Genomic DNA, 20,099 nt, shown 5'->3' with positions numbered 1-20,099 from the left:
GAAACGAGGCGGCCATGGCGCTCAATTCTTCCCACGATACGGCCCGCGCCGGTGCGGACCGGCCAGCACTGCACGGCGGAGGCGGTTGGCACCGGCTGGGCAACACGCTCAAGACGACCGTGCTGCTGGCCGGGCTCACGGCCCTGGTGCTCGTCATCGGCGACCGCTTGGGCGGCCCGCGAGGCCTGCTCTTCGCCGGCCTCTTCGCGGTGGTGATGAACTTCGGCTCCTACTGGTTCAGCGATCGGATTGCCTTGGCCATCCACGGCGCCAAGCCGTTGCCCTACGAGCAGGCGCCCTGGCTGCACGACATGGTGGCGCGGCTGGCCTCCCGCGCGGGCATGCCCAAGCCCAAGGTCTACATCCTCCCCACGGCGGCGCCCAACGCGTTCGCCACGGGCCGCAACCCGAGCCACGCCGCCATCGCTGTGACGGCGGGCCTGATGGAGCTGCTCGACCGGCGCGAGCTGGAAGGCGTGCTGGCCCATGAACTGGGGCACGTGCGCAACCGGGACACCCTCATCGGCACGGTGGCGGCGACCCTGGCCGGCATCATCAGCTACGCCGCGCAGATGCTCTTCTGGTTCGGCGGCTCCATGCTCAGCCGGGGCGACAACGACGAGCGCGGCGGACTGGGCAGCGCCTTCGCCAACCTGGGCCTGCTGCTGGTGGCCCCCATCGCCGCCACGCTGCTCCAGCTCGCCGTCAGCCGCTCACGGGAGTACGGGGCAGACCAGACGGGCGCCGAGCTGGCGGGCGACCCGGACGCGCTCGCCAATGCCCTGCTGAAGCTGGAACGCGGCGCGGAGGCCATTCCCTACGACAGGGCCCCGGCCACCTCCCACCTCTTCATCGTCAACCCGCTCCACCATGGCGGAGTCATGGCCCTGTTCTCCACGCACCCGCCCATCCCCGAGCGGGTCCGCCGGCTGCGGGAGCTGGGCGCCCGCCTGGGAGCCCGCACCGGTGGGCGCGGCGGCTGGGAGTACGCGTACTGAGGCGACGGACGGCGCTCCGGACGCCCGCCGGGCCGCTGGCCGGGGCGACGCAGGGAGTGAACCGAGGCACGTCTAGCAGTGGACCCTTGACGCCCTGGGGGCTGACGGTAGGCTGCCCCGCTTTTTGCATTTCCCCGTGGAGGTCGTTCCCGTGCTGGTCCTGGTCCTCGCCCTTGCTGTCGGGCTCGCCATCTCGCTCTATTTCAATCTCTTCGCCGGCCCCAAGCACGCCGCGCTTCCCTCGTCGTCCACGTCGTCGTCGGCGCCCCGCGCCGAGCTGGTGACGGACACCCAGGCGCGTGCCAAGGCCGAGGCGGAGCTGCAGCGCAAGCAGAAGGAGCTGGACGAGCAGCGCACTCAACTTCACGACGTGAAGGAGCAGCTGAAGCAGGCCAAGCGCAAGCTCTACGAGCAGAAGGAGTCCGACAAGAGCGCGCAGGACCTGGCCAAGGCGCGCGCCGAGGTGGAGCGCAACGCCTCCACGCAGCTCGAGCGGACCCGTGAGGAGCTGTCCCACGCGCTGGTGGAGAACCAGCGGCTGAAGGCGGAGATGGAGTCCAAGGGCCGCCGCCCGCAGCCCGCGCCGGCCGCGCCCGCCCCCATCGCCGCGCCCGCCACGCAGATTGCCGCGCCCGCCCAGGAGGGCGAAGCCGTCATCGCCGCGGTGGTGCCGGTGGTGCCCACGGCGACGGAGACGGTGCCGCAGGAGCGTGGCCAGCGCCGCTACCGCGAGCTGAATGACGCCGACCGCGAGAAGATGGAGCGGCTGGAGCAGGCGGCGAACAAGGACCGCAACCGCGCGGTGGAGCTGGAGAAGGAGCTGCGCCGGGTGAAGGGCCGCAACGAGACGCAGCAGCGCGTCTATGCCGCCACCAAGCACGACCTGGACCTGAGCCGCGACAAGTACAAGGCCCTGGAGAAGCGCCTCAACCGCACGCTCCTGGAGCGCGACCTGATTCGCCGGGCCATCAAGGACCTGGAGAAGAAGACGGGCATGCTCGCCGACCGCACGGAGCTGACGCCCGAGGAGGTCGCCGCCAGCGACCAGCGCACCGAGGAGACGTCGCGCGTGCGCGCCGAGGCCGAGGCCCAGGCCACCCCCAAGACGGAGGCCCCGGCCGACACCGAGCAGCAGGCGCCCGAGAGCGCTCCGGCCAACGCGGAGTCGAAGCCCGCGCAGGCCTGACGCACCCGCCCCTCTATGGGCACCTTGAAGGGCTCGGCATCCTGGAGGACCTCCAGGGCCGGGCCCTTCGTCATTTCCACATCAGGAGTCGGACGAACCGCAGCTGTCCAGCGGTACCGGGCCCCGGGCCTGCATGAGGCCCGTCTGGAGCTTGGCCATGAGGCGCTTGAACTCCTCCATCTCCCGCGTCGAGAGGTAGCGAAGCAGCTCCTCGTCCATCCAAAGGAGCGCGTCGCGCAGCAGGTTCAGCTCGGCCTGGCCGGCCGGGGACAGCTCCAGACGCACACACCGGCGATCTTCCGCGGTGCTTCGCTTCACCAGGCCGTCCTCCTCCAGGCGAGCGACGAGCCGGCTCACCGCGGGTGCGTCCACGATCAGCCGCTCCGCGATGGCGGACTGGCTGCGCACACCGTCGGCAATGGATTTCAGCGCCAACAACTGCATGAAGGGTCTGCTGGTCCGCTCGCCCAGCCGCTCGGTGAGGCGGCGGCGGACGGCGCGCCGCAGCGAGGCCATTTGCTCCGGGACAGTCATCTCCCCCTAAAGATGGTTGCAGACTACAACCGTTGTCAATTACATCGACGCGACGCGTTTGGTCACAACGGGGGGGAAGTTTTCAGCCCACACGCAGTTCCCTCATTTCTTCCTCCTCGTATGGCATCCTCTTCCGTCATTCTTTTGGCGCTCGTCGCAGCGTCGACGCTGACCGAGCCGTCACCGTCCATTCCTGCGCCCGTCCCCTTCCAGCCGAAGGTGGAGGACGCGATGCTCACCCCCGTTGCCCCCGCCCAGCGGCAGGTAACGACCTGGGACGAGGCGCTCGCGCTCGTCCGGGAGCGCTCCACCGACCTCCGAAGCGCCGAAGCCGGCGTGGAGCGCGCCGCTGGCCGCTCCCGGCAGGCCCTGGCTGCGCTGCTACCCAATGCGCGTCTGTCGTCCAGTGTCGGTGTGGACCTCCTCAACCCCGACCTCCCCGTGGGCGCTGGCGGTACGCCGCTGGTGGGCATTGGTGGCGGCGACACCCGCGGTCCCTCCACGCCGCTGATCACCGCCACGGCGAACGTGACGCAATCCCTGGTGGACGTCAGCGCCTGGCGCGGGCGCGCCTCGGCCGTGGCCGCCGAGGAAGGCGCGGCGGCGACGCTGGGCGAGACGCGGCGGCTGCTCACGCGGGGGCTGGCCCAGGTGCTGGTGTCCACGGTGGCGGCGGAGCGGGCAGCGGAGATCAACCGCGTGGGCCTGCGGCAGGCCTTGGAGCGCTTCGCGCTCGCGCAGCGCACCTATGAACTGGGCGCGGGCAACCAGTTGGACGTGGTGCGCGTGGAGCAGGACGTGGCGGTGGCGCGCGGCGCCCTCGTCGCGGGAGACGAACAGCTGCGGCGCAGCCGTGAGGCCCTGGGTCTGGCGGTGGGCTTCGGCAACGCCGTTGGCGTCAGCCGGGACTTCAACCTCCAGGGGCTGGTGAACGAGACACAGCGGGCCTGCACGCCCTTGAAGGACATGAACGAGCGGACGGACCTCGTGGCCTCGCGCGCGCAGCTGGAGTCCGCGCGCGACAGCCGCCAACAAGCCACCGCCGGCTACCTGCCCACGCTGGGCCTGTCGAGCACCGCAGTGGGCCTCACCACGGACCCCGGCTTCGGCCGCGTGGCCATCTGGAGTGTGTCCGCGGTGCTCTCCGTCCCCATCTGGGAAGGCGGCCTGCGCGGCGGCTTGATTCGCGAGCGAGAGGGGCTCGAGCGCCAGGCGGCGGAGGCGCTGGAGAGCACCCGCCGCGACGTGTCGATTCAGGTGGCCCAGGCCCGGCGCGCCGTGGAGGTGGCCGAGGCCCTGGTGACGACGGCGGTGGCGTCCCGCGACCTCGCGGACCGGACCGATCGCCTCACCCGCCGTTCTTTTGAAGTGGGCCGCGGCAGCAGCCTCGAGCTGGTGCAAAGCGGAGCGGCCCTGCGCCAGGCGGAGCTGACCCTGGTGCTGCGTGAATTCGAGCTCGTCCAGGCGCGCCTGGACGCATTCCTGACGGAGGCGCGGTGCGACTGGTGAATCATCAGATGAAGGCGATGTGGGGTGTCACCCTGCTGGCGGTGGTGGCGGGCTGTTCGGGCCAGAAGGCCGCCCCGCCGCCCCCTCCGCTCCGCGAGGTGGAAGTCGTGACGCTCACCCCGCGCGAGGTGCGCGAAACGGGGGAGTACCTGGGCTCGCTGACGTCGCGGCAGAACGTCAACGTGCTGCCCCAGGTCGCGGGCTACGTGCGCAAGATTCACGTGCGTCCCGGTGACAAGGTGGAGGCCGGCGCCGCACTCATCGAGGTGGACTCGCGCGAAGGCACCGCCGCGCTCGACAGCGCGCAGGCGCAGCTCAGCTCCACCCAGGTGAGCCTGGAGCTGGCGCGCCGCACGCTGGAGCGCACCGAGGCGCTCTACAAGGAAGGGCTCGCGAGCGCGCAGGAACTGGAGCAGGGCCGCGCGCAGGTGGAGGCAGCCCAGGCCGCGGCGCGTTCATCCGCCGCGCAGGTGACGCAGCGCCAGGTGCAGCTCCAGTACCACGTGGTGCGCGCGCCCTTCGCGGGCACGATGGGCGACGTGCTGGTGCGGCTGGGTGACTACGTGGGCATGACGACGCCGCTCACCAGCGTGGCGCAGGCGGACGTGCTCGAGGTGAGCGTGTCGGTGCCGTCGCCGCGCGCCCGGTCGATGAAGCCCGACACCGCGCTCGAAATCCTCGACGGCACGGGCAAGGTGCTGCTCACCAGCAACGTCTTCTACATCGCGCCCCAGGCGGACCCGCGTACCCAGTTGGTGGAGGTGAAGGCCGCCTTCCGCAACACCGTGGGCCTGCGGCCCAGCGAGCTGGTGCGCACGCGGCTCGTGTACTCGGCCCGGGATGCGCTGCAGGTTCCCGCGCTCGCCATCGTGCGGCAGAGCGGTCAGCCCTTCGCGCTGGTGGTCCTGGCGAAGGACGGGAAGACGGTGGTGGAGCGCCGCCCCATCACGCTCGGCGCGCTGGGCGAGATGGCCTACGTGGTGGAGAGCGGGCTCCAGTCGGGCGACCAGGTCGCCGTGTCCTCGCTGCAAGCGCTGCGTGATGGCATGGCGGTGAAACCCAAGCAGGCCAACGCCCCCAACGCCCCCACTGATAGCGGCCCGCCCCGGGCCTCTGGCAATGGTGGCGGCACTGTCGGCGGGAGCCGCTGAACGAAGGGCCGGATAAAGCACCATGTTCGTCGATTTCTTCATCCGTAGGCCCGTCTTCGCCATCGTCTGCTCCATCCTGCTGACGCTGGTGGGCCTGATTGCCATCCCCACGCTGCCCATCGCCCAGTACCCGGACCTGGCGCCGCCACAAGTCACCGTGTCGAGCACCTACGTGGGTGCGAGCGCCGAGGTGGTGGAGAGCGCCGTCACCATCCCGCTGGAGCAGGAGCTCAACGGCGTGGAGGGCATGCGCTACATCACCTCCACCAGCAGCAACGACGGCACCAGCCAGATCACCATCACCTTCGATGCCACGCGCGACATCGAGGTGGCCGCCGTCGACGTGCAGAACCGCGTCAGCCGCGCCGCGGCGCGCCTGCCCTCACAGGTGAACCAGACGGGCATCGTCGTCAACAAGGCCTCCAGCCAGATGCTGCTGACGGTGGGCCTGTTCAGCGAGGACAACCGCTACGACGCCAAGTTCCTCAGCAACTACGCCGACGTGAGCCTGAAGGACGCCATCAAGCGCGTGCCCGGCGTGGGTGACGTCCGCATCTTCGGCGAGCGCAAGTTCTCCATGCGCCTGTGGCTGGACCCCACGGAGCTGGCGCGCCGCAAGCTCACGCCCCAGGACGTGACGCGCGCGCTCCAGGAGCAGAACCTCCAGGTGGCCGCGGGTCAGATTGGCCAGCCGCCGTCCACCGAGGACCAGCCCTACCAGATCGCGGTGCGGGCCCGGGGCCGGCTGGTGGAGCCGGCGGAGTTCGGCGACATCGTCCTGATGCGGAACACGGATGGCACGAGCATCCGGGTGAAGGACGTGGGCCGCGTGGAGCTGGGCGCGGAGAACTACGGCACCGTCCTGCGCTTCAACGGCAAGACGGGCGTGGGCCTGGGCATCTTCCAGTTGCCCACCGCCAACGCGCTGGACGTGCGCGACGGCGTGTACGCGGAGCTCGAGCGCCTGTCGAAGCAGTTCCCGCCCGGCATGCAGTTCCAGACAGGCACCGACACCACCCTGGCCGTCCGCGCCTCCATCAACGAGGTCATCAAGACGCTGGTGGAAGCCATCGTCCTCGTCATCCTCGTCATCTTCCTGTTCCTGCACGGCTGGCGCAGCGTGCTCATCACCGCCTTCACCCTCCCCGTCTCGCTCGTCGGCACCTTCGCCTTCGTCCACCTGATGGGATTCTCCATCAACACCCTCACCCTCTTCGGCCTCACGCTGGCCACGGGTCTGGTGGTGGACGACGCCATCGTCGTCATCGAGAACATCGAGCGGTTGATGGTGGAGCGGCGCCTGTCCCCCGTGCAGGCCGCGCGCGAGGGCATGAAAGAGGTGACCGGCGCGGTCATCGCCATCTCCGTGGTGCTGGTGGCGGTGTTCGTCCCGGTGGCGCTCTTCCCGGGCACCACCGGCGCCATCTACCGGCAGTTCGCGCTGACCATCGCCGCCTCCGTGGCGCTGTCCACCTTCTGCGCCCTCACCCTCACCCCGGCGCTCAGCGCGAAGATGCTGAGGCACCACGAGGGACCGAAGTGGGTCTTCTTCCGCTGGGTGGACACGGTGCTGGACGGCACGAAGGCCATCTACGGGCGGAACCTGCGCAAGTTGCTGAAGTATCCGGTCCTGGTCCTGCTCGCCTTCCTGGCGTGCATCGGCGGCACGGCGCTGCTGTTCCGCGCCGCGCCCACGGGCTTCATCCCCGACGAGGACCAGGGCTACCTCATCATCTCCATCCAGGGCCCCGAGGGCATGTCGCTCGCCCAGACGGAGAAGGTGCTGGCGGAGGCGGAGGCGATCTTGCAGGCGCAGCCCGAGGTGCGCGCCATGTTCGCCATTGGCGGCTTCTCCATGATGGGCAGCGGCCCCAACATGGGCACCATCTTCACGTCGCTGAGCCCCTGGGAGGAGCGCAAGGGCAAGGACCAGTCGGTGGCCGCGCTGGTGGAGCGGCTGCGTGCCCCGCTGAGCCGCATCGGCGGAGCGCGCGTGATGCCCTTCCAGCCGCCCGCCATCCGAGGCGTCGGCAGCGTGGGCGGCTTCCAGTACATCGTCGAGGACATCGACGGCACCAGCTCGCTGGATGACCTGGCCGCGGCCACGCAGATGCTGGTGGCGAAGGCCAACGAGCACGGGCAACTGCGCGGTGCCTTCAGCACCTTCAACGCGGACACGCCGCTGCTCGACGTGGAGGTGGACCGGCAGAAGGCGAAGGCGCTCGGCGTGCCGATTGAGCAGGTGTTCGGCACCATGCAGGTCTACATGGGCAGCCAGTACGTCAACGACTTCAACTACGCCAACCGCACCTACCGGGTGTACGTCCAGGCGGAGCAGCAGTTCCGCGACAGTCCGTCGGACATCGGCGCCTTCTACGTGCGCAGCGACACCGGGGACATGATTCCGCTGGAGTCGCTGGTAAAGGTGGAGCCCACCGTGTCCGCCCAGGTCATCCGCCACTACAACCTGTTCCGCTCGGCGGAGATCAACGGGCAGCCGGCGCCGGACGTGTCCTCCGGCCAGGCGCTGGAGGCCATGGAAGCGCTGGCCACGCAGCACCTGCCTCAGGGCATGAGCGCGGAGTGGACGGGCCTCAGCCTGGAGCAGAAGGAGAGCGGCGGGCAGACGGCCATCATCTTCGCGCTGGGTCTGCTCTTCGTCTTCCTGGTGCTCGCGGCGCAGTACGAGAGCTTCAGCCTGCCGCTGGTCATCATCTTCTCCGTGCCCCTGGCCATCATGGGCGCGTTGGGGCTGCAGTTGGCGCGCGGGTTCGCCAACGACGTGTTCTGCCAGGTGGGACTGGTGATGCTGGTCGGCCTGGCCAGCAAGAACGCCATCCTCATCGTGGAGTTCGCCGAGCAGCTCCGGGAGGGCGGGAAGAGCGCCATCGACGCGGTGGTGGAGGCGGCAGAGGTCCGCCTGCGCCCCATCCTGATGACGTCCATCGCCTTCCTCCTGGGCGTGGTGCCACTGATGACGGCCTCCGGCGCCGGCGCGGCGTCCCGCAACTCCCTGGGGACGGCGGTGTTCGGCGGCATGCTGGTGTCCACGGTGGTGAACTTCGTGTTCATCCCCGGGCTCTACGTGCTGATGCAGAAGCTCCGCGGCGACGCGAAGCGGGCCACGGGTGAGGACGAAGCGGTGCCCACGCCCGCCGCGTCCCACTGAGGCCCGCGGGCGCTGGAAGGAAAACGGCCCGGCTCCTCACACGAGGGGCCGGGCCGAATGCTATCTGGGCATCAAGCGAACAGTGGCGCCAGCGCCTCCCCGTCGCGGATGAGCCGCGTCTCAGATCTCGGAGACGGGATACCCGCCACCGCACCCGCACGTCCTAGCGCGATCAAACCGGTACTCCGTGCAGGTTCCGCCCTGCGGATTGGAGCACACGCGATAGCTGTTGCGATCCTGGTACTCGGTACCAGTCGTCACCAACTGCCCGTCGACGCGCGTCTTGCAGATAGGGTTCATCGGGTCGCAAGCCGTCTTCGGTGCGCACTCGTATTGAGCAGACCAGTCAGTACAGGCCAGGTAGCCAGCGCCAATGCAGTTCCCTTCGCTCGCAGGCTGGCATGAACTCGTCAGCGCCTGCAACATCTCCGCATCGGGAACCGGAATGACGGAGCTCAACTCAATGCTGCTTGAGGAGAGTTCACCATCGCCAGAAAGCTGCTCTTCCGCAGGACCGCACGCGGACAGCATCACCAGCACCGCCGCTCCAACAAAACCCCTGAGCTTCGCCATATGCAACACCATCAAGCTTCCGCCGCCAGAAGCCAGTTTGACGACCCGTCGCCATCTGCCTTCAGGTCATAGTTGTCGTGACAGAGGATGCGGCAATTTGCTCCAACCGGAGATCCCAGACACGACATAGCACGATCCACATCAAACAACTCAAACCACCCTCCAAACAAGAACCAACCAGAAGACAGACACAAACACCTTGACACCCGCCAGAAAGCCAAACAAAACCCCATACAACATTAAAATTTCCACCACTTCTGCAATCGTCCATACAAATCCACACGCCATCTGTTTGGAGTTTGCGCCGAGAAACCAGTCCGACGTCCCGGTGGACAAGGTCTCGCACAAACCAAGCTCTTGACCTTCCCGAGCCCTGGGTCCTGGAAGACCGAGTCAGCGCAGTCGAGACGTGTCGGGATGCGCCCCCTGGAGTACGCTGAGACCCACTGGAGGTAGCCCCTCCCCCTCGGCGGCCCCCGAGCAGGCGCCTGCGCCCCCTGGAGACGAGACTTGCGGTTGGACGGCCCGCCACGTAGCGAGGAATGCCCGTGAAGCTCTCCCTCGCGACACGCATCTTCCTGGGCTACGCCGTGGTGCTCGGCACCTTCGGGCTGGTGTCCCTGTTCAGCGTGACGGAGCTCCACCGCAACCGGCTGGAGATCCGGCTGGTGAGCCAGGGCTACCTCCAGCTCTCCCAGGACGCCGCGGAGCTGGAGACCTTCCACGCCACCCAGGAGAAGGACACCGAGCGCCTGATTCAAGAGGGCAACGTCGAAATCCGCCGCGCCTTCATCCGGCTGGCCCGGACCTACAACTCACCCCTCATGACCCAGCGGCTCGCCGCCGCCCAGGCCAAGGCGCATGAGGTGCTGGCCTCCGCCCCCGACAGCGAGGGGCCCTTCATCCGGGGCCTGGAGGACCGCTTCGGCGAGCTCCAGACCCGCTACCGCGACTACGGCCGCGCCGCGGAGGCCGTCTTCGCCGTCCTGTCCACGGAGAATCCGGACCGGGAACAGGTCGCCGTCGCCACCGCCGCGCTGCGGCAGGAGGAGAACTCCATCGGCCGCGAGATTCGCGTGCTGCGCGCCGCCCTGTCCAACCGCATCCGCGAGCGCGTGGACGGCGCCGAGGAGCGCGAGCGCACCACCGGCCTCTTCATCATCGGCTTCTCCGTGGCCGCCATCGCCGTGGGCGTGGGCGCCACCGCCTGGTCCGCCCGCACGCTGCGCCCCATGCGCAACCTCATCCGCGGCGTGTCCCGCATCGGCCGCGGTGACTACAACGCTCAGTTAGGCGTGCGCGGCGACGACGAGGTGGCCGTCCTGGCCCGGGAGTTCGACCAGATGGCCCGCTCGCTCCAGGCGCGCGAGGCCCAGCTCAAGGCCCAGGCCGAGGCCCTCATGCGCGCGGAGCAACTGGCCGCCGTGGGCCGCATCTCCGCGCAAATCGTCCACGAGGTGCGCAACCCCCTGTCCTCCATTGGCCTCAACGTGGAGTTGCTCCAGGACGGGTTCGAAGCCGCCCGCTTCGCGACCCCCGAGGACGCGGCCGAGGTGAAGGACCTCATCTCCGCCGTCACCCAGGAGGTGGACCGCCTGGCGGATGTCACCGAGCAGTACCTGCGCATGGCCCGCCCGCCCCGGCCCGACCTGGACCCGCGCGACGTCACCGCCGTGCTGGACACCGTGCTCGACTTCACCCGCGAGGAGTTGGAGCGCGCCGGCGTGGAAGTGGTGCGCGACTTCGCCCTGGATACCCCGCACGTGCTCGCCGACGAAGGCCAGTTGCGGCAGGTCTTCCTCAACCTGCTGCGAAACAGCCGCGAGGCCATGCCGTCCGGCGGCCGCCTCACCATCATCACCCGTCCGGCGGAGGACGCCGTGGAAGTCACGGTGCGCGATACCGGACAGGGCATGACGGAGGATATCCGACAGCACCTCTTCGAGCCCTTCTTCACCACCAAGGAGGGGGGCACGGGCCTGGGCCTGGCCGTCAGTCAGCAAATCCTCCAGGTGCACGGTGGCTCGCTCTCCTGCCAGAGTATTCCCGGCCAGGGGACGGCCTTCGTGTTAAGGCTTCCTCGCGCATGAGCTTCACTACGTACCGGGACGTGCTGCCCTCCGGGCTGCGCGTCGTCACTATCGAGACGCCCCACCTCCACACCGCCCTGCTCGCCGTCTACGTGCGGACGGGCAGCCGCCACGAGACGCTCGTCAGCAATGGCGTCAGCCACTACCTGGAGCACCTCTTCTTCCGCGGCAGCGAGGGCTGGCCGGACACCGTGAAGATGAACGCGGCGGTGGAAGAGGTCGGCGGCAACCTCAACGGCGTCACCACCCGGGACCACGGGTACTACTACACGCCCATCCACCCCGCGCACCTGCGCGTGGGCCTGGACATCATCGGCGACATGCTCACCCGTCCCCGCCTCACCGACATGGAGGTGGAGCGGCAGATCATCCTCGAGGAGATGCTCGACGAGGTGGACGAGAAGGGCCGGGACATCGACCTGGACAACCTGTCCAAGCACCTGCTCTTCCCCGGACACCCGCTGGCCCTGAAGATCGCCGGCACGCGCGAGTCCGTCACGAACATGACGCACCCGCAGATTCTGGAGCACTTCGCCCAGCACTACGTCGCGGGGAACATCGTCGTCACCGCCGCCGGCCGGGTGAAGCACTCGGAAGTCCTGGAGATGACCGAGCGAGCCTTCGCCCGGCTCCCGCGCGGCCCGTCCAGCGTCGAGGCGCCGCCGCCCCTCACTCCGCCCGGCCCGCGCCTGCACTTCGTCAGCCATGACGAGTCGCAGACGGAGTTCCGCCTCAACTTCCGCGGCGTCCCCGAGCAGCACGAGGACTACCCCGCGCTGCAGATCATCCGCCGCGTGTTGGATGACGGCCTGTCGTCGCGGCTGCCGTTCGAAATCGTGGAGAAGCGCGGCCTAGCGTACTCCGTGAGCGCGTCGCTGGACGCGTACCACGACGCGGGGCTCCTCGAGATTGAGGCCGCCAGCGCGCCGGAGAAGGCCGCAACGGTCATCACCGAGGCCTTCCGCGTGCTGTCCACGCTCTGTGAGAACGAGGTGGGCGAAGAGGAGCTGGCGCGCGCCAAGCGCCGGCACCGCATGCTGCTGGAGTTCTCCCAGGACTCGCCGGGCGAGCTGTCCGGCTGGTTCGGCGGCACGGAGCTGTTCCGCACGCCGGAGTCGTTTGGTCACCGCGCCGACCTGGTGGACTCGCAGTCCGCCGCGCGCGTGCGCGAGGTGGCCCGGCGCTACTTCAACCGGGAGAACCTCACGGTGGTGGCGGTGGGCCAGCGCAAGGGACTCAAGGCCCTGGAGCGCGTGGTGGCGGATGCCCCCGGCCTTCCCGGACCGGAGGCCGCGCCGCGGGCGGTGGTCAGCGGCGGCCGCGGATGATGATCGGGCCCGAGGACTTCTTCTTGGGCTTCGGCAGCAGCGTGTTGAGCGCCTTCTGGGTGCGGAGGTAGTCCGGGTTCTCCGGCTCCCGCTTCAGGGCCTCGTCGATGAGCTTGAGGCCCTGCGTCACCTTCGTCTGCATCCGCGCATAGAGGGCGGCGAGCTGGGCCTTCTCCTCGATGGTGGCCTCGCTCATGCTGAGCAGCAGCTCCAGCGACGTCTCCGCGTCCGTGATGCGGTCCGCATTCAAGTGGATGCGCCACATCCGGGCGTGAACGGGCGCGAAGCGGGGCTCCGCGGACAGCGCGAAGCGGTAGGCCTCCTCCGCGCCGCGGCGGTCCCCTTGCTCCTCCAGGGAGCGCCCGCGCACGTACTGCGCCCGGGCCAGCCGCGGGTTGAGCTGGAGCGCCTGGTCCACCAGGGACTGCGCATCCGCGCGGCGGCCCTGCACCCGCACCGTCTCCGCCAGCCACGCCAGCGCGTCGGCGTTCTGCGGCTGCGCCTCCACCAGCCCGCGCAGGGCCTCCTCCGCGTCCGCGGCCCGGCCCAGGGCCAGCAGCACCCGTGCGCGCAGCGTCACCACCTCCGGCCGCTCCGCGTCAGCGCCCTTCACGGCGTTCAGGTCTGACTCGGCCAGGTCCGGGAAGCCGCTGACCAGGAAGTAGCGCGCGCGCAGCAGCCGCGCGGAGGCCAGCGCCGGGTCCTGGTTGAGGAGCCGGTCCATGAGGTTGGCGGCCAGGAGCTCGTCGCCCTTGAGCCAGAGCACCTCGGCCTCGACGGACTTGGCCTCGGCGTCGTCCGGGTTCTCCCGCAGGATGTTCTCCAGCGTCTTGAAGGCGGCATCAATCATGCCCTCACGCGCCTGGATTCGGGCCAGCCGCAGCACGTCCGCGTCCGGCAGGTTTCCCGCATCCCGCATGCTGATGAGCGCCGCGAGCGCGTCCTTGGTGAGGCCCTGCTGGAGGTAGATGTCGGCCAGCTGGCGCTGGATGGTGGGGTCCGAGCCCGGCGACATGGAGGCGGCCTGCTTCAAGGCCAGGATGGCGGCGCCCTCGTTGCCCGCCATGCGGTGGGCCTGCGCCATGAGCAGGTGCGGCTCCGGACTGTCAGGCGCCGCGGTGGCGGCCCTGCTCAGTGCGGCAAGCGCGGCGTTGGCCTGTCCACTGGACAGGTGGCCGCGGGCCTCGGTCAATGCTGCCTGGGCCCGCTTGGCCTGGTTCTCCGCGGCGGCAACTTCCGGCTCTTTGCAAGCAAGCAGCGGAAGGAGCGCCAGGGTCCACGGTCTGATTCGAAAAAGACGGTGCATCGCTGAGGCGCAGGGTACCGGATGTTATCCTCCTTCGTCGATGGACCCATTCGTTCGGCGCCTCGTGGAGAGGCTCCATGACCCCAGCAAGCCGCTGTCGCGGAACCGGCACTTCCACACGTTCGAGACCCCCGAGGGGCGAGCGGCGCTGAAGGTCGTCCGACGGCTGCGCAGCCTCCAGAAGGACATCCTCGCGTGCCACGCGGAGGGCTTCCGCGCGCGAATCTTCCGCCACGCGACTGGGAAGGGCGAACACCGCATCGAGCTCCTCATGGAGCGCCTCTCCGGCCGCCGCGTCTCCATGCTCCAGTCCGACGAATTCGAGCTGCTCACCGCGCTGCCCGGCGTGCGTGACGCGCTGGAAGTGTTCGACGAAGCGGCATAGGCTCCTCGCCATGGATTCCTGTCGGCACCTGGCCCCCGTGTCCCTGCGCCGCCTGCGCGGCTGAGCGCGGCAGCAAGCGGACTGCTTCCGCGCTGTTCGGACGCCGCAGCACTGCGTCCGTTCCAGGCGATGTGTGCCCTGGTAGGGCCTCCCCGGTCTCTTTGCTGCCTTCGTGCCCGCTTTCCGCGTCGCGGAAGGCCCGGGCGCGATGTGCCGCGCTCCTGTTCCTGAGCCACGGCCTCGCCTGGCGTGAGCACCGTGCGTGACGAACCTCCGTCATGCGTGTGCGGCTTCCACGCGCGTGCGGGCTGCCGAGCGCTCCTGCCAGGGTCCTGACACCCCGCGCCTGAGGGCCTCCCGCGACTCGTTCCCGGCCATGCGCCGCCACGAGCCTCTGGAGCCCTTTCCGCATGTCAGCGTCCGCTTCGCCCCGCTTTCCGCCGCCCCTTCTTCCACTGCTCTGCTGTCCCATCTGCCAGTCACCGCTTCGCCAGGAAGCAACGGCGCTGCGCTGTGTGGCGCGCCATGGCTTCGACGTCGCCAGGCAGGGCTATGTCAACCTCCTGCCGGGCCACCGGGCCCCGGGCAATGCCGACACCCAGTCGATGGTCGCCGCGCGAGGGGCATTCCTCGCGCGAGGCCACTACGAACCGTTGGCCGCGCTATTGGCGGAGCATGCCGCGCGGCTCACCGGCGCCGATGCGACAGCGGGCTGCGTGCTCGATGTGGGAGCGGGTACCGGGCACTACCTGGCCCGTGTACTCGACCGGTGCCCCGCGCTGACGGGGCTCGCCATCGATATCTCCCGCTTCGCTGCCCGGCGGGCCGCCAGGGCCCACGCCCGTGCGGGTGCCCTCATCGCGGACGGCGAGCGGACGTTGCCCCTCCGGAATCACAGCGTTGCACTGGCGCTCAGCATCTTCGCTCCTCGCAACGCCCCAGAGTTCCACCGCGTCCTGAATCGCCGAGGCGCACTGCTCATCGTGACACCCACGGACCAGCACCTGACACAGCTCATCCAACCCATGGGGCTGCTGAGCGTCGACGCGCGAAAGGAGGAGCGGCTCCACACACGGCTGCGGACCACGTTCGAGCCAGGCGTCCAGGAATCGCTGGAGCTGACATTGCGGCTGACGCGCGACGACGCGTTCCACATCGCGGCCATGGGGCCCAGCGCGTTCCATGCTTCCACGGAGGAGCTGCGGCGGCGCGCGGACATGTTGCCCGAGCCCTTCACCGTCACCGCGTCCTTCACCGTGGCCAGCTACCACCGCGTGGAGAGGAACGGCTCCGCGCCCGCCTGAGCAGCGATCGCGCGAGGAGCCCAGGCCGCGATGCGCCGCGCGGTCTGGGCCCCTGCCCCGCGCAGAGCATGGGGTTGAAGTCCAGGGAGAAGCCCGTCGTCCCACCCCACGCGCTGACGCCGGAACGGCTACTCCGGAGGTCCACGCCGGGGCGGCGGCGCGTTCTTCATCCGTTCGTATTCCTCGTCCGTGAAGACGCGGCTGCGGGTGAGGAAGCGCACGCCCAGCGGGGACTCCAGGCTGAAGCCGGCGCCCCGCCCCTTCACCACGTCCAGGGTGAGGTGCGTGTGCTGCCAGTACTCGAACTGCGCGCCGCCAATGTAGACGGGGCAGCCCTCCAGCTCGCCCAGGAAGACGTCTCGCTGGCCCACGCGGAAGTCCCCCACGGGGTAGCACATGGGCGCGCTGCCGTCGCAGCAGCCTCCCGACTGATGGAACATCAAGGGCCCGTGCGTGGCGCGGAGCTGACGGATGACGGCGGCGGCCTCGGGCGTCACGTCCACCCGGGCCACCACCGTGGCGCCGTCCTGTCCGCCCGTGCCGGGGCCGGCACCGGCGCCACTCATCAGAAGAAGCCCATGGCCTTGGGGCTGTAGCTGACCAGCAGGTTCTTCGTCTGCTGGTAGTGGTCCAGCATCTTCCGGTGGTTCTCCCGCCCGATGCCGGACTGCTTGTAGCCGCCGAACGCCGCGTGCGCGGGGTAGATGTGGTAGCAGTTGGTCCACACGCGGCCCGCCTCGATGGCGCGCCCCGCGCGGTAGGCGGTGTTCCCGTCACGCGTCCACACGCCGGCGCCCAGGCCGTACAGCGTGTCGTTGGCCTGGCGGATGGCGTCGTCGAAGTCCTTGAAGGTCGCCACGCTCACCACGGGGCCGAAAATCTCCTCCTGGAAGACGCGCATGCGGTTGTGGCCCTGGAACACGGTGGGCGCCACGTAGTAGCCGTCCTTCAGGTCGCCGGACAGCGCCACGCGCTCGCCGCCGATGAGGACCTTGGCGCCCTCCTTCTTGCCGATGTCGATGTAGCTGAGGATCTTCTCCAACTGGTCGTTGGACGCCTGGGCGCCGACCATGGTGTCGGTGTCCAGCGGGTTGCCCGGCTTCACCTTGCGGACGCGGTCGAGCGCCCTCTCCATGAACTGGCTGTAGATGCGCTCGCTGATGAGGGAGCGCGACGGGCAGGTGCAGACCTCGCCCTGGTTGAGCGCGAACATGGCGAAGCCTTCCAACGACTTGTCGAAGAAGTCGTCGTCCTGCGCCATCACATCCTCGAAGAAGATGTTGGGGCTCTTGCCGCCCAGTTCCAGCGTGACGGGGATGAGGTTCTCACTGGCGTACTGCATGATGAGCCGGCCCGTGCTCGTCTCGCCGGTGAAGGCCACCTTCGCGATGCGCGGGCTGCTGGCCAGCGGCTTGCCCGCCTCGACGCCGAAGCCGTTGACGACGTTGAGCACACCTTCGGGCAGCAGGTCCTGGATGAGCTCGGTCCACAGAAGAATGCTGGAGGGCGTCTGCTCCGCGGGCTTGAGGACTACGCAGTTGCCCGCCGCCAGCGCCGGGGCCAGCTTCCAGGCCGCCATCAGGAGCGGGAAGTTCCAGGGGATGATCTGCCCCACGACGCCCAGCGGCTCGTGGAAGTGGTAGGCGACGGTGTCGTGGTCCAACTCGCTCACCCCGCCTTCCTGCGCGCGGATACACCCAGCGAAGTAACGGAAGTGGTCGATGGCCAGCGGGATGTCCGCGGCCAGCGTCTCACGCACGGGCTTGCCGTTGTCCCACGTCTCGGCGACCGCGAGCATCTCCAGGTTCTGCTCCATCCGGTCGGCGATCTTGTTGAGGATGTTCGCTCGGGCGGTCGGCGAGGTGCGGCCCCAGGAGAGCCGGGCCGCGTGGGCCGCATCCAGCGCCTTCTCGATGTCCTCGGCCGTGGAGCGGGCTACTTCACAGAAGGGCTTGCCCGTCACGGGGCTGATGTTCTCGAAGTACTGACCACGCGCGGGTTCGACCCAGCGCCCGCCAATGAAGTTCTGGTAGCGGGGCTTGAACTGCACCTTGGAGCCGGGCTGATTGGGGGCGGCGTAGATCACTGCGCTCTCCTTGGGAGGTTGGGTGAACGGGCCACCCCAGAGCAGCGCGCGTGCCAGTGCTCGCGTCCGTCGACGTTGCGGCGCGTCGTGTCCCGCTCTGCGACACCTGTCCGGACACGCATGGCGCGGAGCGCGACAGGTGCGTCGCGCGATGGACACCGTCCTCCAGTGAACGTTCAGGCGCGCGAGGGCAGCGTGATGCCGAAGCGCTCCGCCATCCGGTAGAGCGTGCTCCGTGCGATGCCCAGACGCCGGGCGGCCTGCGCCACGTTGCCGCCACTGAGTGCCAGTGCTTCCTGGATGGCGCGGGCCTCCAGCTCGCGCAACGGGCCGGCGGCGGCACCCGCGCTCGGCTGACGCGGCGCACTGGAAGAAAGCGGCGCGGCGGGCACGGCGGGCCGTGGTTCTACCTGGGCCCCGGGCGAGAGCGGGCTTCCCAGGCCTGACGGCAGGGCGTCCACGTCCAACACGGGGGCGCCTCCCGCGCGCACCAGCGCCAACCGCAGCACTGTCTTCAGCTCGCGCACGTTGCCGGGCCAGGGGTGGGCTGCGAGCCGGGTGAGCGCGGCGGCGGAGATGCTCGGCGTGGCCAGGCCTTCTTCTTCCGACAACCGCCGGAGGAGTGCATGGGCCAGTTCCGGCAGGTCGTTGCGCTCGCGCAGCGGTGGCAGCCGCAGCACCGCGCCCTGAAGGCGGAAATAGAGGTCGGAGCGGAACGTGCCGTTGCGCACGGCCGCGTCCAAATCCCTGCAGGTGGCGCCCACCAGGCGGAAGCGCGAGCGCCGCACGCGGGACTCTCCCACGCGCGAATAGGCACCGTCCTCCAGCACCCGAAGCAGCAACACCTGGAGCGCGGGCGGCATCTCCGCCAGTTCGTCGAGGAAGAGCGTTCCGCCGTCCGCCGCCGCCAGCTTTCCCTCCGCGCCGCCGACACGCGCGCCGGTGAAGGCACCAGGTGCATGGCCGAACAGCTCACTCTCCAGCAACGCGGGCGACAGCGCGCCGCAGTTCACCGCCACGAAGGGCCCCGTGGCGACCGTACTGGCCGAGTGCAGTGCGCGAGCGAGGAGCTCCTTGCCCGTGCCCGTCTCCGACAGCAGAAGCACCGGCAAGCTCGTGGGCGCGAACCGCTCCGCTTCTCGCAACGTGGCGCGGTGCTGCGGGTCGTTCCCCTTGAGCGCCGCCCACGGTCCAGGTGGCACCACCGTATCCGCCCCCCACAGGTCCCGGGACAGCGTGCGAGGCGCACGGCCCGCAGAGGAAGGCTCCGCCACCGCCGGACGTGAATCCGCGCTCCCAGGGGTCATGCCCAGGGCTCGGACACCCGAAGACTCCAGCCGCACCAGCACCGCGAGCGCCGAGCTCCCATCCCCCGTCCCCACCGCCTCCGCGTGGATGCGCCAGGCCGGCCCCTGTGAAGCAAGACGCGTCTCCAGCGCCACGCCTCGCAACGCGGCGTCCGTCAGCGCCCGCCACGAGACACCGAGCGCCGCCTCCACCGCCATCGGCCCCTGCCCACCGAGCAACGCGCGCGCGGCCGCATTGAAGCGACTCACCCGCCCCATCGGCTCGACGACGAGCACCGGGCCATCCTCACGCGACAGGCGCGACTCCAATCCCCCCCGCGCCGCCGCGGCCACCCGGGCCCAGGCGACCTCGCGCAGCCGCGCCTCGGCGGCATGGGCCACACTGGCCACCGCCACCAGCACCAGCGGCTCCGCCGCGCCAGCCGGCCCCGTGACGTCCAGCACGGCCACCAGCTCTCCAAAGGGGTCATGGACCGGCGCCGCGTAGCAGACGAGCCCATGGTGCCGCTGTGCGTAGTGCGCCGGCCCCACCACCGCGACGGCGGAGGACTCCGCCAGGGCAGTGCCAATGGCATTCGTCCCGCGAGACGTCTCATCCCAGCAGGCCCCCTCCACCAGGCGCACGTAATCCGCGTGGTGGGTGAAGTCCCCGCCCGAGCTGCGCGTCGCCAGGATGACGCCCTCGCGGTCCGCGAGCAGCGCCACCCGCCCCGAAGGAAGGGGCGCCGCCGACAACATCTCCAGCATGCCGCCCAGCTCGTGCCACACCGGCTCCAGCCGGGCCCGGCGCTCGACCAGCGCCAGGCTGCCCACACTGGGCCCTTCGTCCGGCTGTCCGGTGCTCGGGGCGCCCAGCGACCGTGAGCGCTGCCAGCGGGGGAGGATGGAGCGCAACTCCGGGCGCAACCCGGCCTCCCCGTCGAGTGCCCCCACGAGGAACTGCTCCCACAGGAGCGGTGATGCACTGAGCGTCAGCGTCCCCAAGGACCTTGAATCTTGGTGGAATCCCGATGGCGACAACAACCTGGGAACGCCGCAATGTCTCTGTCCCAACCTAGCGCGGCGCGTCACGAGGCTCGGGGCGCCCCCCACCCCACCTTCGAAGTCCAGGGCCGGGACCTCGCCTGACACGTCATTGACGCGTCAGGCGGCGGCGCGACACGGCGCTGACAC

Annotated in this window: 15 protein-coding genes; 9 read left to right on the top strand and 6 right to left on the bottom strand. The window is 69.6% G+C overall.

Features of this window, described 5'->3' with window-relative positions:
* The first annotated feature begins 14 nt into the window (after positions 1-14).
* Positions 15-998, top strand: a complete 984-nt coding sequence (locus tag F8M74_RS15495) for a zinc metalloprotease HtpX (RefSeq protein WP_141256475.1) — start codon at positions 15-17, stop codon at positions 996-998.
* 151 nt (positions 999-1,149) lie between these two features.
* A complete protein-coding gene (locus F8M74_RS15490) occupies positions 1,150-2,184 on the top strand; it encodes a cell envelope biogenesis protein TolA (RefSeq protein ID WP_141256492.1) in 1,035 nt (344 codons plus the stop codon).
* An 81-nt stretch (positions 2,185-2,265) separates the two neighbouring features.
* On the opposite strand, the gene F8M74_RS15485 is transcribed toward F8M74_RS15490, so the two are convergent.
* Complete coding sequence (locus F8M74_RS15485; RefSeq protein ID WP_228559795.1) at positions 2,266-2,700, bottom strand: MarR family winged helix-turn-helix transcriptional regulator; 435 nt, start codon at positions 2,698-2,700, stop codon at positions 2,266-2,268.
* Between the two features lie 138 nt (positions 2,701-2,838).
* On the opposite strand from F8M74_RS15485, the gene F8M74_RS15480 reads away from it, so the two are divergent.
* The 3 genes from F8M74_RS15480 to F8M74_RS15470 are packed head-to-tail and all read left to right on the top strand — an operon-like array spanning position 2,839 to position 8,547.
* Positions 2,839-4,227, top strand: coding sequence for a TolC family protein (locus F8M74_RS15480; protein WP_141256473.1), 1,389 nt, complete (start codon positions 2,839-2,841; stop codon positions 4,225-4,227).
* Positions 4,215-5,378, top strand: a complete 1,164-nt coding sequence (locus F8M74_RS15475) for an efflux RND transporter periplasmic adaptor subunit (protein ID WP_141256472.1) — start codon at positions 4,215-4,217, stop codon at positions 5,376-5,378. Before F8M74_RS15480 ends, F8M74_RS15475 begins: the two co-directional genes overlap by 13 nt.
* Positions 5,379-5,400: 22 nt before the next feature.
* A complete protein-coding gene (locus F8M74_RS15470) occupies positions 5,401-8,547 on the top strand; it encodes an efflux RND transporter permease subunit (protein WP_141256471.1) in 3,147 nt (1,048 codons plus the stop codon).
* 120 nt (positions 8,548-8,667) lie between these two features.
* On the opposite strand, the gene F8M74_RS15465 is transcribed toward F8M74_RS15470, so the two are convergent.
* Entirely contained in the window at positions 8,668-9,120 is a 453-nt protein-coding gene (locus F8M74_RS15465) for a hypothetical protein (RefSeq protein ID WP_228559791.1), read from the bottom strand.
* Between the two features lie 542 nt (positions 9,121-9,662).
* Here F8M74_RS15465 and F8M74_RS15460 point away from each other — a divergent pair.
* Both F8M74_RS15460 and F8M74_RS15455 read left to right on the top strand, forming a co-directional pair.
* Complete coding sequence (locus F8M74_RS15460; protein ID WP_141279522.1) at positions 9,663-11,210, top strand: HAMP domain-containing sensor histidine kinase; 1,548 nt, start codon at positions 9,663-9,665, stop codon at positions 11,208-11,210.
* Entirely contained in the window at positions 11,207-12,538 is a 1,332-nt protein-coding gene (locus F8M74_RS15455; protein ID WP_141255022.1) for a pitrilysin family protein, read from the top strand. Before F8M74_RS15460 ends, F8M74_RS15455 begins: the two co-directional genes overlap by 4 nt.
* On the opposite strand, the gene F8M74_RS15450 is transcribed toward F8M74_RS15455, so the two are convergent.
* A complete protein-coding gene (locus F8M74_RS15450; RefSeq protein ID WP_141255021.1) occupies positions 12,519-13,844 on the bottom strand; it encodes a tetratricopeptide repeat protein in 1,326 nt (441 codons plus the stop codon). The two genes, F8M74_RS15455 and F8M74_RS15450, sit on opposite strands and share 20 nt — an antisense overlap.
* A gap of 40 nt (positions 13,845-13,884) precedes the next feature.
* Between F8M74_RS15450 and F8M74_RS15445 the strand changes: the two genes are divergently transcribed.
* A complete protein-coding gene (locus tag F8M74_RS15445) occupies positions 13,885-14,229 on the top strand; it encodes a hypothetical protein (protein ID WP_011555013.1) in 345 nt (114 codons plus the stop codon).
* A 410-nt stretch (positions 14,230-14,639) separates the two neighbouring features.
* Positions 14,640-15,533, top strand: coding sequence for a putative RNA methyltransferase (locus F8M74_RS15440; RefSeq protein WP_216619964.1), 894 nt, complete (start codon positions 14,640-14,642; stop codon positions 15,531-15,533).
* A gap of 128 nt (positions 15,534-15,661) precedes the next feature.
* Here F8M74_RS15440 and F8M74_RS15435 read toward each other — a convergent pair whose 3' ends face one another.
* From F8M74_RS15435 to F8M74_RS15425, 3 genes are all read right to left on the bottom strand, one after another.
* On the bottom strand, positions 15,662-16,099 hold the full coding sequence (locus F8M74_RS15435; RefSeq protein ID WP_141255020.1) for a DUF779 domain-containing protein: 438 nt from the start codon (positions 16,097-16,099) through the stop codon (positions 15,662-15,664).
* Positions 16,099-17,619 carry an aldehyde dehydrogenase gene (adh, locus tag F8M74_RS15430; RefSeq protein WP_141255019.1) on the bottom strand — a complete coding sequence of 507 codons (1,521 nt, stop codon included), beginning with the start codon at positions 17,617-17,619 and terminating at the stop codon, positions 16,099-16,101. Before adh ends, F8M74_RS15435 begins: the two co-directional genes overlap by 1 nt.
* A gap of 176 nt (positions 17,620-17,795) precedes the next feature.
* Positions 17,796-19,910: a sigma-54-dependent Fis family transcriptional regulator gene (locus F8M74_RS15425; RefSeq protein ID WP_141255018.1), complete on the bottom strand. Its 2,115-nt coding sequence runs from the start codon at positions 19,908-19,910 to the stop codon at positions 17,796-17,798.
* Positions 19,911-20,099: the final 189 nt, after the last annotated feature.

The sequence above is a fragment of the Myxococcus sp. CA023 genome (assembly GCF_010998615.1).
Classification (GTDB): domain Bacteria; phylum Myxococcota; class Myxococcia; order Myxococcales; family Myxococcaceae; genus Myxococcus.
The sequence above is the reverse complement of the archived record's forward strand: the minus strand, read 5'-3'. Positions and strand labels throughout refer to the sequence as shown.